The following is a 13370-nucleotide window of genomic DNA, read 5'->3' as shown; positions in this document are numbered from 1 at the left end:
ACCTATGCGTGCAATGATTTTAGAGGCACAACGTCAACCCTTACGATTAGTTGACTTGCCCATACCAAGTTATAATCCTGAGCAAGTGCTGATTTGGGTTCATGCTTGCGCTGTTTGTCGTACAGATTTACATATAGTTGATGGCGAACTGACCACCCAAAATTACCTCTGAATACTTGGACATCAAATTGTTGGTACTGTAGAGGCAATGGGCGCAACAGTTGATAACTTTAAGGTTGGGCAAAAGGTCGGTGTGCCTTGGTTGGGATATACTTGCAATTCCTGCCTCTATTGTCTTTCTATGTATTAGTTGTGGAGTAAAATGTAACCCACACCACTCCCTCAATCCTATTCCTCAATTAACTAAATAACTCGCTTCACTTCAAATCCCCGCAAGCCTTCTGGGTGTTCGTACTCAACAGTAACGTCTTGAACTACCGCCGCAGGTGGGCCAACATGACACCAGCGTACCATCTCCTCTACAATATCCCGCGCCCCTTCAAACACAGCTTCTACCTGACCATCAGGTAGATTCCGCACCCAACCAGTTAATCCCAACTGGCTAGCCGTGTCTACAGTAGCATAGCGATAGCCTACCCCTTGCACTCTACCAGAAATCAAGACATGGGCGCGAGTCAGCTTTGATTGTGGTGTAGGATTTGGCATTGACTAATTTATACTTTACAATCACCAGTCTACATTGTTTGTGAATCCAGAACTAATATTTTAAATTAAAACTGCTAATTTAAAATTTTGAATTCTGCATTGCTTATGTCTGAACTACCACAACTCAATACAGATACTATCTGGGGTATTCTCAATGATCAAATTGATGATGCTACGGTTATGCAATTGGTATGGTACTATCTGGGTTATCGCTACGACTCTACAACTGGAAAGTGGGATAACAGTGCTGTTGCACCAGAATGGCGAGATGAGTACCCAGAACCACCAAATTTTCTAGCTAGCCGTCCAGCTACTATGAAGTTAACTCGTTCTATCCCTAAGGAATACAAACAAATCACTAAAGAAAAGCTGGGTTTTAAAGGTTACAAACTCGGTGAATTTACTCCTAGAGAAACCCGTAGGGCAACATCTGCTAATTGGTTATTAAGTTACTTGCAACAAAGTATTGATCAACAGGCATAATTTTTTGATAGCAAATATTCAGTATCAAAATATATGGTATTAACTGAATATTTGCTATTGCTCTCTCATCAGAAAGATTTAAATACCAAATTCATGGCTAAAAAGTATTTTTTACATCTAATCAATGAAATTATTGTGGATAAATATCAATGTTTAAGTCAGCGTAATTGGGCGAATTAGTTTCATTATTACCACTAATCATAATCTTAATGTTTATATATCCAATGAAAGTAGACAAGTACGGATAATATGATTAAAAATACTTTGCCTATTTTGGAATCAATAAATAATCTATTAATGTATTAAAAATTATCTCTTCCGATAGAGGAACTCAGCAGTTAATTATCTCTTATGGCTGATTTGCAAATGAATTAATAATTAGAAAATATCATTACTAACATTTCAATAATTCTTACATAATTCCATGAAAAAGCCAATTGAATTTAAATTATTTGCACCTCATAATAAAGGTGCTGCATTAATTGGTGATTTTTCCGATTGGCAAGAAATTCCAATGGCAAAAGGTGATGATGGTTATTTTCGGACTACTGTTGACTTAAAAGACGGAACTTATCAATATAAATTTCGGGTGCAGACAAAATCATGGTTTTTTGAAGCAGACCAGTGGGTTGATGTCACTGACCCCTACGCCACTGATATTGATGAATCAAGTGGTAAAGATAATGGTGTAGTCCGTATCAAAGATGGTGAAATTATTGTTGACACTTATGTATGGCAATATGATGATCAACCCCTACCAGCAGACGAAGAGTTAGTAATTTATGAATTACACGTAAGTGACTTTTCTGGCGGTGAAGATGACCGTTATGCACGGGGTAAATATAAACACGTCATTGAAAAATTAGATTATTTGAGTGAATTAGGTATCAATGCTATTGAGTTAATGCCTGTTAAAGAATATCCAGGTGATTATAGTTGGGGTTACAATCCTCGCTATTTTTTTGCTACAGAATCTAGCTATGGTTCTACAGCAGATTTAAAACATTTAGTCGATGAGTGTCATCATCGCGGAATTCGCGTCTTGATGGATGGGATTTTTAACCACTCAGAAGCCTCTGCACCATTGACACAAATTGACCATGATTATTGGTATCACCATGAACCGCGTGACCCGGACAATAATTGGGGACCTGAGTTTAATTATGAACTCTATGATGAAAATTTAGATACTTACCCAGCTAGAAAATTCATAGGTGATACAATCCGTTTTTGGATTGAAGAATACCATATAGATGGGATTCGTTACGATGCAGCTAGACAAATAGCTAACTATGATTTTATGCACTGGATTGTTCAGGAAACTAAAAAGGCTGCCGGTGCAAAGCCATTTTATAATGTTGCAGAACACATCCCAGAAACTACGAGTATCACTAATGTAGATGGACCAATGGATGGTTGCTGGCATGATAGTTTTTACCACACAATCAAAGCCCATATCTGCGGTGAGACATTTGATTTAGAAAACCTGAAAGATGTGATTGACTGCAAACGTCAAGGCTTTATGGGTGCAACCAATGTGGTTAATTACTTGACTAACCATGATCACCACCATCTCATGGTAGAGTTAGGCGATCGCAATATTTTTGATGAAGAAGCCTTTAAAAGGGCTACACTCGGCGCAGCAATTTTATTAACATCCGTTGGTGTACCTTTAATTTGGATGGGTGAAGAATTTGGTGAATATAAACCCAAACAGCCAGAAGCATCAAAACTAGATTGGCAACTTCTCAGTAATGACCTTAACCGTGGTTTATTTGAATACTACCAAGGCTTAATTAATTTACGTAAAAATAATCACGCCCTCTACACAGAAAACATTGATTTCATTCATGAAAACCCCGAAGCTAAGGTACTAGCTTACAGCCGTTGGAATGATAAAGGTTCTCGTGTAGTAGTGGTAGCCAATTTCTCTGAAACTTTCCTCGCAGGTTATCACGTTCCTAATTTTCCCTGTGGCGGTACTTGGCATGAGTGGACTGGAGATTATGATGTGGAGGCTGGGGATGATGGGATTATGACTGATATCGGGTCTTACGAAGCCAAAGTGTTTGTTTGGCAGTAAAAAAATACACTTACATCTACGGGTTAAGCACCCATTTAGAACCCCGGTTTCTGCGAGAAGCCGGGGTTCTGCAATGGTAAACTCATATTGTGTTATGTCTGATTTTTATGACGTAACCAGAAAAAGTAAATAAATCTGTATCGTGGGTTTCATTTAGAATATGTATACTAGTTGTACTCAAAATGAAATCTTAGTCATCAAGAGAACTCCTCCATGCACAATAAATTATCTAACACAAATATTGAAAATTACCACGTTCTATTAACGCCTAATGAAGTAAAATCTAAAGTACCTTTAACACCATATGCTGAACAAACTGTTTGGAAATTCAGAAAAGAAATAGAACAAATTTTAGATTTTCAGGATAGACGTAAATTTATAGTAGTTGGCCCTTGTTCAATTCATGATACAGACGCAGCAATTGAGTATGCCAAACGCCTGAAAGATTTAGCAGTGCGGGTCCAAGACAACTTATTGTTGATCATGCGAGTTTATTTTGAAAAACCGAGAACAACAGTAGGTTGGAAAGGATTAATTAATGATCCTAACATGGATGATTCTTTCCTGGTCGAACAGGGATTATTAATTGCCAGAAATTTGTTAGTAAAACTAGCAGAATTAGGACTACCCAGTGCTACAGAAGCCTTAGACCCAATCATCCCTCAATATATTGGTGAATTAATTACTTGGTCAGCGATTGGCGCACGTACAACTGAGTCTCAAACTCACCGCGAAATGGCTAGCGGATTATCAATGCCGGTGGGTTTTAAAAATGGTACGGATGGTAATATTCAAGTTGCCTTAAATGCTTTACATTCTGCCAGAACTCCCCATAATTTTTTGGGTATTAATCCCGAAGGACAGGTGAGTGTATTTGAAACTAAAGGTAATGCCTACGGTCATGTAATTTTGCGGGGTGGTAGTCAACCTAACTTTGATGCAGAGAGTGTACAACAGGTAGAAGTACAATTAAAGAAAGCTAATTTACCTCCGCGCATTGTTATTGATTGTAGTCACGGTAATACCAACAAAAACTACAAATTACAACCGACTGTCTTAGAAAATGTTATCCAACAAATCGTAGATGGTAACACATCAATTGTAGGCATGATGTTGGAATCACATTTATCTGAAGGTAGTCAACCAATTAACTGCAAAAAACCAGAACTCAAATATGGTATTTCTGTAACCGACCCTTGTATTGGTTGGGAGGAAACAGAACAGATTATTTTAGCTGCTCATGAGAAATTGAAGTAAAACTTATTGGGCATTGGGCATTAGGAATAGTAGTCTTATCCCCTGCCCCTTTGCCCTCTACTTCTTGCCTAATTCTGTGTTGAAAAAATTACAAAACAGTGCCGATTTCTTTCAAATAAACCTGGGAAAATGATTCATGTTCTCCCAAAGAGTAGTCTTCAATTAACCCTTTGCGACGAATAGAAATGTCGTTGTCTTTCTTAATTACCACAGTCGAACCATCCAATATATCCCGCATCAACATCATTTCTGTTTCGCTGGGGTTATCCAAAACTACCATATTGCTGCCATAGTAGAACATACCTTCTGCTTCTAGAATATCTTCTGGATATTCAGCAATCAGCAAGTCTAGTTTGGGATGACGTAATAAAGTTTGGACATTGTTATTGTATTCTTTGTGCAATACCTTTGGCGATCGCTGGATAAACACACCTCCTCGACACACAGACCCGATTGTCCAGTCGGGATGTTGTGACAAAATGTGATCAATTGTCGCTTGCAGTTCCTCTACAGAAATTTTATTGAAGGTAATAATTGGTATTCTGGCATCTAACCCCGACTGAAAAAAAGTTGCCAAAATATGGGCAGGTACATCCACACTATCACCCATTGCCGGGTTAAAGTGCATAAAAATTCCCGGTGCAGCGTTGATTTCCAATATGGCAAAGTTACCAGATTTCCACGACTCTGACAGGTTCTCACCCATCACATCAATACCTAGACAAGTCAGGCGGAAGTATTGGGCTATATCTTGCGCCAAGATAATATTATCATCATGGATGATGTCGGTAGCATTAATACTTACACCCCCGGCTGAGAGATTAGCAACTTTTCGCAGATAAATAGTTTCTCCCTGATTCAGAACGCTTTTTAATGAGAAACCCTGTTCATCTAAATAGAATTCCATCTCATCATCAATGAGAATTTTACTCATCGGTGAAGTGGGTGTGTCTAAGCGTGCCTTTTTGCGGTTCTCTTGACGAATTAATTCCCCAATTGTAGAGTAGCCATCACCCACTACTGATGCTGGACGGCGTTCAGTAGCCGCAACAAATTTACCATTAACACACAACAGACGAAAATCTTTGCCAGAGATACTTTTTTCAACAATAATCCGCGTTGGTTGGTCTTCTGGAATTGCCTCTACAGCACGATCATAAGCTAATTCTAGTTCATCTATATCTTTGACATCTGGAGTCACACCAATACCTTTATGACCAACAACAGGCTTAACTGCTACTGGGTAGCCAATTTCTTTAGCCACCTGTCTGGCTTCTTTAAAAGAAAACACAATATCACCTTGAGGGACGGGGAAGCCTAAAGTTTGCAAAAACCCTTTGCAGTCATCTTTGCGGGTAGTGAATTCTGAGTCTAAATGACTGTCACAGTTAAAAGTTGTGGCTACACCTCTGATATGTTTTTTTCCCCAACCATACTGCATTAACCCTTCTTCCCAGAGATAGAATGAGGGAATACCTTTTTCGTGGGCTGTTCGCAATAAGGCGTAAACTGTCGGACCGCCATAAACAGATTGCCGAAATCTATCTTGGAGATTGAAAATGTGTTCATCCAAGAAAAATTCCACACCTTGGGTAATGGCTTCAAACCAATCCCAAACCAGGTAAGCAACACCTTTAGTAGTGCGTTCGTGCAGTGATTGCACAGCTATCTTAAACCCTTGATGATCGGGTTTCACACTCCAGCGATTGAGGTATAAATCCATGTCTAGCTTACCCACCTCTGCGGCTGTAGCGGCAAACAGATGGGCATAGGATTCATAGGTTTGGTTGCCTAATTGGGGATAGCGATCGCTTACACTGGCAATATAATCATCCATCGGTAGTGGCTCTTTACCTACCACCAGAGCAAAATTGAATACTAGCGTCCCTACATCTAAATAAGGGTTAGTCCCGACATAATGCCGAAAATTAAAAATATCAAATACATCCGTTTTTCTGGCATTAATACGGACTAAATCTGTGTTTTTTTCCTGAACCATTTTGGCTAACCACCTTTATATCGCATCGTTAATTACAGCTAATTAGTCTTACTAATTTTAAATTAATTTTCTTTATTGCTTAGGTTACAATCACTTTATATTGGATCTGAACAGTTTATATCTAACCTCATATTTAAGCATTTGCAACTATCACAAGACATAATTAAAATTTGTGAATTTATAGAAAAGTAAAATATGTCTCAATATACTCATCCATTTTTAATAAAAAATATAACCCTTGAAAGATGTAAAATTTCAGCAAATTTTATATAAATAAAAGAATGCGTCAGGAGGCAAGAAAAAAGTATGAATAGTACACAAGCTACCCTGAGAGATGAAGTCAGACAACTGGCAGACGAAGCCTTTTACCTCAAACTGATTTCTGGGTATGGGGATGGAGAGGATGCAAACGAATACCAAATCGTTTACCAAGGTAAACCCAGGCATCTTCCACTAGAACAAGCTCGTTTTTTCTTGATGAACCTCATCTATAGAAGCCAGATTTATTAACTATTCGTCGTTGAAAAACCAAGTTTAAATCTTTCATACTTTTCAACAATCTTTAGTAAAATAATTTAGTCTTTTGACAGATGATTCAGTCACAATCATCTGTCAAAAATATTTTTTCTGTGGTAAATGAAAATTAGATATATTTTGAGAAATATTTTCCTCATAAAATCATCTCTTAAATTGGTGAACTAACGCCTATGCTTTTAGATAGATTTTGGGTAAGTTAGTGAAAAATAAATGTATTTTTTTTATCTCTCAACAGAATGATTTTATATTGATAAATGTCATGCTTTATTGAAATTACACATGAATTAACTAATATTCAGGAATATCAATATGATGGCAAGTGAAAGCAAACGTCAGTTGGTAATTATTGGCGGTGCTGAAGACAAAGACGGAGATTCTCAGATATTGCGGGAGTTTGTGCGGCGTGCTGGGGGTATAAAGGCACATATTGTGATTATTACAGCAGCAACAGAATTACCAAGAGATGTGGGAGAAAATTACATCAGGGTATTTGAGCGGTTGGGAGCAGAAAATGTGCGGATAATCGATACAGAAACCCGTCAAGACGCAACTTCATCTACTGCCTTGGAAGCGATCGCTTCAGCAACTGGTATATTTTTTACTGGTGGAGACCAATCCCGTATTATTAGCATCCTCAAAGATACAGAAATTGATGCCGCCATTCATAAACGCTACTCTGAAGGCGCAGTTGTCGCAGGTACAAGTGCAGGCGCGGCTGTCATGCCAGATAAAATGATTGTAGAAGGTGACGCACAAACCCATGCTCGATTAGAAACAGTAGAAATGGGAGTAGGTTTAGCTTTTCTACCTGGGGTAGTCATTGACCAGCATTTTTCAGAACGCGGACGCTTAGGAAGGTTGATGACAGCTTTGATGCAAGAACCCGCAACATTAGGATTTGGGATAGATGAAAATACGGCTATGGTTGTAACTGATCACCAAATTGAAATCGTTGGTGAAGGAGCAGTCACCATAGTAGATGACTCAGAAATGACCTATAGCAATGTAGATGTGATTTTAAAAGATGAGCCATTAGCAATCTGTGGAGCAAAACTACATATATTGCCCCACGGCTACAAATTTGATTTGCAAACCCGCAAGCCCATCTTAGATCAACCGTCTCAAGTTCCTGTACCAGTTTCAACCAATCAATAACTTTCAGATATTCCAGTCCCCAGTCCCCAGTCCCCTGTCACCTGTCACCTGTCCCAATTCCAACTACACACAACTTGATGGCTGTGATATGATTGGAGACTGCTGCATACATTTAGACTAAATATAACTTGAACCAATCATGGCTTTGACGCAACAGCGCAAACAAGAATTAATTTCTAGCTACCAAGTTCATGAGACAGACACCGGCTCTGCTGATGTCCAGATTGCTATGCTGACCGCACGTATTAACCGCCTCAGCGAACATCTCCAAGCCAATAAAAAAGACCATTCTTCTCGACGAGGACTATTAAAACTCATTGGTCAACGCAAGCGGCTTCTAGCATATATCCAACAAGATAGCCGGGAAAAATATCAAGCTTTGATTGCTCGCTTAGGTATTCGTGGATAGGGACTAGCATTTATGCCTGCTGAAGAATCTGAACGGACTCGGTTGCCTTTTGAACCCCAAAAAAAACGCCAAAAACCTGCAAAAGCTAAGAGTACCCCACCGATAAAATCCCCAAAACCGGAACAACTGGAAAAACAGCAGCAGACCTTTACTAAAGAAGAGATGGCTATTCCCCAGGTAGTGAGTCAACGCATGATCCGGCGAGTAGCGGCATTTTGCGGTATTCCCACAGCCTTGGGTATTTCTGCTTTAGTGGTCAGTTACCTGCTAGCTACCTACTCCGATATCAAACTAGCCCCCATCGCTGTATTACTAGTGAATATGGGACTTTTTGGTTTAGGTGTGTTAGGTATCACCTATGGTGTTCTTTCTGCCTCATGGGACGAAGATAGAGTTGGCAGTCTACTAGGTTTTGGTGAATTTAGCACCAATTGGGGAAGAATGGTAGACGGTTGGCGGGAAACTAGGCAGAACAAAGCATGAAAAAAGGCACTCAGGTATTTACTAACTGCGATTTTGGGTAATTTTTTAGAATCAATGTTGAAGTTTACATATAATAACTTCAACATTTCTACGTAAAAATTTATAATTAATATTTAAACCCAATATCCAGTTGTAAAGCACTGAGTGTCTTGTTTTACGATAAAATACTTATTATTAATTATTAATTTTCCATAAATTACATCTATGCCAGTTAAAGTTGGGGATACTGCCCCAAATTTCACTCTACCTGCTCAAAATGGCTCAACTGTTAGTCTGAGCGATTTTCGAGGCAATAAATCTGTGGTGTTGTACTTTTACCCCAAGGATGACACACCCGGATGTACAGCAGAATCTTGCGCTTTTCGTGACCAGTATGAAGTTTTTCAAAATGCTGGTGCTGAGGTCATTGGTGTTAGTGGTGATTCTAGGGAATCTCACCAGCGATTTGCCACTAAGTACAATCTACCTTTTACACTCTTGAGTGATCAAGGTGATCAAGTACGCAAACTATACGGTGCAACAGCTGCTTTTGGTTTGTTCCCTGGACGCGTTACCTACGTCATCTCGCAAGAGGGAATTGTGCAGTATGTATTTGATTCCATGTTGAATTTCAAAGGACACGTTGAGGAAGCATTGAAAACTCTACAAAATCTAGCAGCCAGCTAGATAACTATAACAACTGCCCTAATATTGTCCTGATCTATCTAGGATCTGAACCATGACGATTGTTTGATTGCTGAAGAATCACAGGGCAGTGAGGATGTCAATATTTCTTGATCATGAAACTAAAACTTCAATCAAGTGTTGTGTTACATTGGCATTACTTGCATTTGTCAAGTATTAAACCATTGAAAGAGAGTAAAACGTTATCGTAATCCAAAAGCAACTAATTAATTCACAAATCAAGTCAACTCAAGTCTTCTTGATTGACCATGAAAATAACAACCGTGGTCTCATAGATACACGGGAAGCTCTACAGCTAGCAGAAAGCCTAGAACTTGACCTAGTTGTAGTGTCGGAAGGTAAAGACGCTCCAGTCGCCAAGATTGTCAACTATGGTAAGCTTCAGTACCAAAAGAAAAAGCGTCAGGGACACAGTGCTAAACCGACAGTAAAGGAAGTCCGGCTTCGCCCGAATGTAGGTGTGGCGGATTACAACTTACGTATCGAACAAGCTATTGGGTGGTTGAATAAGGGTGATTCAGTCAAGTTTGTGATTCGTTTACGAGGTCGAGAACATCAATATCGTGAACAGGCTGGAGAACTGTTAGAGCGCATTGTTAATGCTCTGGGTCAAGTTGGGAAAGTTCAATCGCTTGATAAACGTTCACTGGTTGCTCAAGTGATTCCTGCCTAAACAATTTTTCGGGAGTATTTTAGCTAACTAGCCAGAAAAACGGTATACATACCCTGGTTATTGCCCACAATATCCCTGATCCCTGGAGTTTAGAGTAGTCTAAACTCCAACATTAATTTTTTACTGAATACATAAAGTTTGCTTCTATGTCATTCTAAAGATGAGACTTAATTCGGTGACAGTGTTTGTTTTTAGTATTCACAGACTTCTCTCCGAAATTTAAATCTCTACACGCTGATAATTTTGGAGAAATTTGATGTCAATTTACGTAGGTAATCTCTCTTATCAAGTTACGGAAGAAGATATTAAGGGTGTTTTTGCCGAATATGGTACTGTAAAGCGGGTTCAAGTACCTACTGACCGGGAAACAGGCCGTCCGCGAGGCTTTGCTTTCGTAGAGATGGAAACAGATGCCGAAGAAACAGCCGCCATTGATGGTCTTGATGGGGCTGAATGGATGGGTCGTGACCTGAAAGTTAACAAAGCCAAGCCCAGAGAAGATAGAGGTTCATCTGGCGGCAATCGAGGTGGATATGGTGGAGGTGGTGGACGTAATCGCTACTAAGCTTTGAAAGCTGAATTTTGAAGAGCGCACTTTCAGAGCAGATGTTAAAAGTTTAAAAAAATATAAACTTTTAGCGTCTGCTCAGTCGATTGATAAAGTCAATTTAGGAGTAGAGATCATGACGCAAATAGTAGTGGGCGAAAATGAACACCTTGAGTCAGCCTTACGCCGATTTAAGCGAGAAGTTTCCAAGGCGGGAATTTTTCAAGATATGAGAAAGCATCGTCACTTTGAAACACCTATTGAAAAATGCAAGCGCAAAAAACTTGCCTTGCAAAAGCAGGGTAAGAGACGTTTCCGTACTTGAGAAATAATATAGAGAATAATCAATGCCCTCATAATTTTTATGAGGGTTTTCTTTATGGAATCTAGCAGCAGTAAGCAAAAATTAAGCAATGGTAGTTCTTACTTACTCAAAATCTTGATTTACAAGGGATTCAGCCGCCAATGAAATGTATTCTTCTTACTCGGTATTGGCTTGCTCAAGAGAAAAGTAGAGGCCAGTTTTTTACCGGGGTTATTACGGCACAAGAATCTCTCAACTGCTTGGACTTTTCGATCCATCAGTCACCTCTGCTAGTTTCTTCTCCCAGAATAATGCCTTGCCCATCTGGGGATTTAGCTCATAGCCACTGAATCCGCACGCCTTGTATGCTGACTGGGCAACATAGTTTCCTTCTAGCACCTATAGCGTGAGTTTGCAGCAGCCCAAATCAAAAGCGATCTCCTCCGCTTTCTGTAGCAGCAGTTTAGACAAGCCTTTACCACGGTGGGGTAAAGCAACGATGACATCGTGAATATTAAGTAATGGTTTACACGCGAACGTAGAGAATCCTTCTAGGCAGACAACAAGCCCTGCGGGTTCGCCATCAACAAGTGCGAGAATGACATGAGCGGCTTTTCGCTTTGCAAGTTCTGCTGAAAGATTTGCTTTAACGTAGTCAGACAGACCTTTACCACCACCCATCGGGTCAAGTGCATACTCATCCATTAATTGAACAATAGCGTCCGCATGAGCAGGCAGACTAAGGTCTGCTTCAATAATTTCAATCATCTATTAAAAACTCATTGCGATTATCAATTTACATAGTATATTTTAATACTAAAATCTCAAAGACAAAAATTTACCCTCATCCTCGACTTGGCCATGGGGTGAAACCTTTATCAAAAGAGAATAAGTAACCTCGCTTTGCGTAAAGAGTTATAGTTCACAATTATTAAGTCCGAAAAAGTTTATGAACATTGAGCAAGACAATGGAAATATGATGAAAGAGGCGATGGAATCCCCGCTCAAAACCCTAAAAACCAATAAAAAGAGCGCGAAAAATATCAAAAAACTAAAGTTCAAAAAACATACGACTGAAGGTGAAGGAAGTTCTAAAATATCCAATCGGCTCTACGAAAAAGAAATAGCCAAGTTGCAATTAGAACTGGTGAAAATGCAATATTGGGTAAAGTTTACAGGTGCGAGGATTGTCATTATTTTTGAAGGAAGGGATGCCGCAGGTAAGGGGGGTACGATTAAACGGATTGCAGAACCGTTGAATCCCCGTGGCTGTCGTATCGTCGCTTTAGGTACGCCCAGCGATCGCGAAAAAACCCAATGGTACTTCCAACGTTATGTAGCTCATCTACCAGCTGCGGGTGAAATTGTTTTGTTTGACCGCAGTTGGTATAACCGTGCTGGCGTAGAATCTGTGATGGGATTCTGTACAGAAGAACAGTACAAGAATTTCATGCAAGATTGTCCAGAATTTGAACGAATGTTGGTGCGTGAGGGCATCATTCTGCTGAAGTATTGGTTTTCTGTCAGTGATGATGAGCAAGAACGACGCTTTCAATCAAGAACCACTGATCCCGCACGGCGGTGGAAACTCAGTCCAATGGATCTCGAATCGCGCGATCGCTGGATGGAATACTCTAAAGCCAAGGATGTCATGTTTGCCCACACCAATATCCCTGAAGCACCCTGGTTTACCGTGGAAGCAGACGACAAAAAACGCGCTCGCTTGAATTGTGTTTACCACATCCTCAGCAAGATTCCCTACGTGGATATGACTCCAGAACCCCTAGAACTGTCTCCCCGGAAGTCTGGCGATAACTATGTCAGACCCCCCCGAAATGAACAGTTCTTTGTACCAAAGATTTATTAGGTGGTCGTTTTTTTAGTTTTGCGTCATCGACCCCTTCCCTTATGCTAATTCCTCTCTTGCTCACCTTTTGGGTGTTGTGGGAGAGGAATCGGTGTATTAGATGACGTGCCTTTATATAAGTAAAGCTGACAATATCTATAAATTCTACTGATATTAATAAGTTACTTAACTTTTGTAAAGTAGTGTAAAGTAATATTACAGACAAAAACACACTTGTCTGATT

15 protein-coding genes and 1 pseudogene are annotated in these 13370 nt (G+C 39.7%); 13 read left to right on the top strand and 3 right to left on the bottom strand.

Annotation, left to right across the window (positions count from 1 at the left end):
• Nucleotides 1-4: 4 nt before the first annotated feature.
• A pseudogene (locus L6494_RS24895) lies at nucleotides 5-301 on the top strand (alcohol dehydrogenase catalytic domain-containing protein); the annotation flags it as partial.
• A gap of 62 nt (nucleotides 302-363) precedes the next feature.
• Here the strand turns inward: L6494_RS24895 and L6494_RS24890 are convergent.
• Entirely contained in the window at nucleotides 364-666 is a 303-nt protein-coding gene (locus L6494_RS24890; protein ID WP_237990404.1) for an acylphosphatase, read from the bottom strand.
• Between the two features lie 105 nt (nucleotides 667-771).
• On the opposite strand from L6494_RS24890, the gene L6494_RS24885 reads away from it, so the two are divergent.
• The 3 genes from L6494_RS24885 (at nucleotide 772) to L6494_RS24875 (ending at nucleotide 4489) form a co-directional block, all read left to right on the top strand.
• Nucleotides 772-1149, top strand: a complete 378-nt coding sequence (locus tag L6494_RS24885) for a DUF1823 family protein (protein ID WP_237990403.1) — start codon at nucleotides 772-774, stop codon at nucleotides 1147-1149.
• A 424-nt stretch (nucleotides 1150-1573) separates the two neighbouring features.
• Complete coding sequence (locus L6494_RS24880) at nucleotides 1574-3232, top strand: alpha-amylase family glycosyl hydrolase (protein WP_237990402.1); 1659 nt, start codon at nucleotides 1574-1576, stop codon at nucleotides 3230-3232.
• A 213-nt stretch (nucleotides 3233-3445) separates the two neighbouring features.
• Nucleotides 3446-4489 (top strand): 3-deoxy-7-phosphoheptulonate synthase, encoded by a 1044-nt coding sequence (locus L6494_RS24875; protein ID WP_237990401.1) that lies wholly within the window; start codon nucleotides 3446-3448, stop codon nucleotides 4487-4489.
• 88 nt (nucleotides 4490-4577) lie between these two features.
• Here L6494_RS24875 and L6494_RS24870 read toward each other — a convergent pair whose 3' ends face one another.
• Nucleotides 4578-6488, bottom strand: coding sequence for an ATP-binding protein (locus L6494_RS24870; protein ID WP_237990400.1), 1911 nt, complete (start codon nucleotides 6486-6488; stop codon nucleotides 4578-4580).
• 306 nt (nucleotides 6489-6794) lie between these two features.
• On the opposite strand from L6494_RS24870, the gene L6494_RS24865 reads away from it, so the two are divergent.
• From L6494_RS24865 to rpsU, 8 genes are all read left to right on the top strand, one after another.
• Nucleotides 6795-6998: a hypothetical protein gene (locus tag L6494_RS24865; RefSeq protein ID WP_237990399.1), complete on the top strand. Its 204-nt coding sequence runs from the start codon at nucleotides 6795-6797 to the stop codon at nucleotides 6996-6998.
• A gap of 336 nt (nucleotides 6999-7334) precedes the next feature.
• A complete protein-coding gene (locus L6494_RS24860; protein WP_237990398.1) occupies nucleotides 7335-8180 on the top strand; it encodes a cyanophycinase in 846 nt (281 codons plus the stop codon).
• 139 nt (nucleotides 8181-8319) lie between these two features.
• Nucleotides 8320-8589, top strand: coding sequence for a 30S ribosomal protein S15 (gene rpsO, locus L6494_RS24855; protein ID WP_190698297.1), 270 nt, complete (start codon nucleotides 8320-8322; stop codon nucleotides 8587-8589).
• 12 nt (nucleotides 8590-8601) lie between these two features.
• Complete coding sequence (locus L6494_RS24850) at nucleotides 8602-9072, top strand: PAM68 family protein (protein ID WP_237990396.1); 471 nt, start codon at nucleotides 8602-8604, stop codon at nucleotides 9070-9072.
• A 204-nt stretch (nucleotides 9073-9276) separates the two neighbouring features.
• The gene (locus L6494_RS24845) at nucleotides 9277-9738 is read left to right on the top strand and encodes a peroxiredoxin (protein WP_237990394.1); all 462 of its coding nucleotides are present in this window, start codon (nucleotides 9277-9279) and stop codon (nucleotides 9736-9738) included.
• Nucleotides 9739-9994: 256 nt separating this feature from the next.
• The gene (gene infC / locus L6494_RS24840) at nucleotides 9995-10429 is read left to right on the top strand and encodes a translation initiation factor IF-3 (protein ID WP_237990393.1); all 435 of its coding nucleotides are present in this window, start codon (nucleotides 9995-9997) and stop codon (nucleotides 10427-10429) included.
• Between the two features lie 256 nt (nucleotides 10430-10685).
• Nucleotides 10686-10994, top strand: coding sequence for an RNA recognition motif domain-containing protein (locus L6494_RS24835; RefSeq protein ID WP_237990392.1), 309 nt, complete (start codon nucleotides 10686-10688; stop codon nucleotides 10992-10994).
• Nucleotides 10995-11112: 118 nt separating this feature from the next.
• The gene (rpsU, locus tag L6494_RS24830) at nucleotides 11113-11301 is read left to right on the top strand and encodes a 30S ribosomal protein S21 (RefSeq protein ID WP_237990391.1); all 189 of its coding nucleotides are present in this window, start codon (nucleotides 11113-11115) and stop codon (nucleotides 11299-11301) included.
• A 378-nt stretch (nucleotides 11302-11679) separates the two neighbouring features.
• Here rpsU and L6494_RS24825 read toward each other — a convergent pair whose 3' ends face one another.
• Entirely contained in the window at nucleotides 11680-12048 is a 369-nt protein-coding gene (locus L6494_RS24825) for a GNAT family N-acetyltransferase (RefSeq protein ID WP_237990390.1), read from the bottom strand.
• 181 nt (nucleotides 12049-12229) lie between these two features.
• Between L6494_RS24825 and ppk2 the strand changes: the two genes are divergently transcribed.
• Nucleotides 12230-13147, top strand: coding sequence for a polyphosphate kinase 2 (gene ppk2 / locus L6494_RS24820; RefSeq protein WP_237990389.1), 918 nt, complete (start codon nucleotides 12230-12232; stop codon nucleotides 13145-13147).
• Nucleotides 13148-13370 lie beyond the last annotated feature (223 nt).

It is taken from the genome of Nostoc sp. UHCC 0870 (assembly GCF_022063185.1).
GTDB lineage: Bacteria > Cyanobacteriota > Cyanobacteriia > Cyanobacteriales > Nostocaceae > Trichormus.
The sequence above is the reverse complement of the archived record's forward strand: the minus strand, read 5'-3'. Positions and strand labels throughout refer to the sequence as shown.

What these genes read in the sequence shown, in the direction of transcription:
- L6494_RS24890 (WP_237990404.1), bottom strand. Translation starts at nt 666, where the DNA reads ATGCCAAATCCTACACCACAATCAAAGCTGACTCGCGCCCATGTCTTG.
- L6494_RS24885 (WP_237990403.1), top strand. Translation starts at nt 772, where the DNA reads ATGTCTGAACTACCACAACTCAATACAGATACTATCTGGGGTATTCTC.
- L6494_RS24880 (WP_237990402.1), top strand. Translation starts at nt 1,574, where the DNA reads ATGAAAAAGCCAATTGAATTTAAATTATTTGCACCTCATAATAAAGGT.
- L6494_RS24875 (WP_237990401.1), top strand. Translation starts at nt 3,446, where the DNA reads ATGCACAATAAATTATCTAACACAAATATTGAAAATTACCACGTTCTA.
- L6494_RS24870 (WP_237990400.1), bottom strand. Translation starts at nt 6,488, where the DNA reads ATGGTTCAGGAAAAAAACACAGATTTAGTCCGTATTAATGCCAGAAAA.
- L6494_RS24865 (WP_237990399.1), top strand. Translation starts at nt 6,795, where the DNA reads ATGAATAGTACACAAGCTACCCTGAGAGATGAAGTCAGACAACTGGCA.
- L6494_RS24860 (WP_237990398.1), top strand. Translation starts at nt 7,335, where the DNA reads ATGATGGCAAGTGAAAGCAAACGTCAGTTGGTAATTATTGGCGGTGCT.
- rpsO (WP_190698297.1), top strand. Translation starts at nt 8,320, where the DNA reads ATGGCTTTGACGCAACAGCGCAAACAAGAATTAATTTCTAGCTACCAA.
- L6494_RS24850 (WP_237990396.1), top strand. Translation starts at nt 8,602, where the DNA reads ATGCCTGCTGAAGAATCTGAACGGACTCGGTTGCCTTTTGAACCCCAA.
- L6494_RS24845 (WP_237990394.1), top strand. Translation starts at nt 9,277, where the DNA reads ATGCCAGTTAAAGTTGGGGATACTGCCCCAAATTTCACTCTACCTGCT.
- L6494_RS24835 (WP_237990392.1), top strand. Translation starts at nt 10,686, where the DNA reads ATGTCAATTTACGTAGGTAATCTCTCTTATCAAGTTACGGAAGAAGAT.
- rpsU (WP_237990391.1), top strand. Translation starts at nt 11,113, where the DNA reads ATGACGCAAATAGTAGTGGGCGAAAATGAACACCTTGAGTCAGCCTTA.
- L6494_RS24825 (WP_237990390.1), bottom strand. Translation starts at nt 12,048, where the DNA reads ATGATTGAAATTATTGAAGCAGACCTTAGTCTGCCTGCTCATGCGGAC.
- ppk2 (WP_237990389.1), top strand. Translation starts at nt 12,230, where the DNA reads ATGAACATTGAGCAAGACAATGGAAATATGATGAAAGAGGCGATGGAA.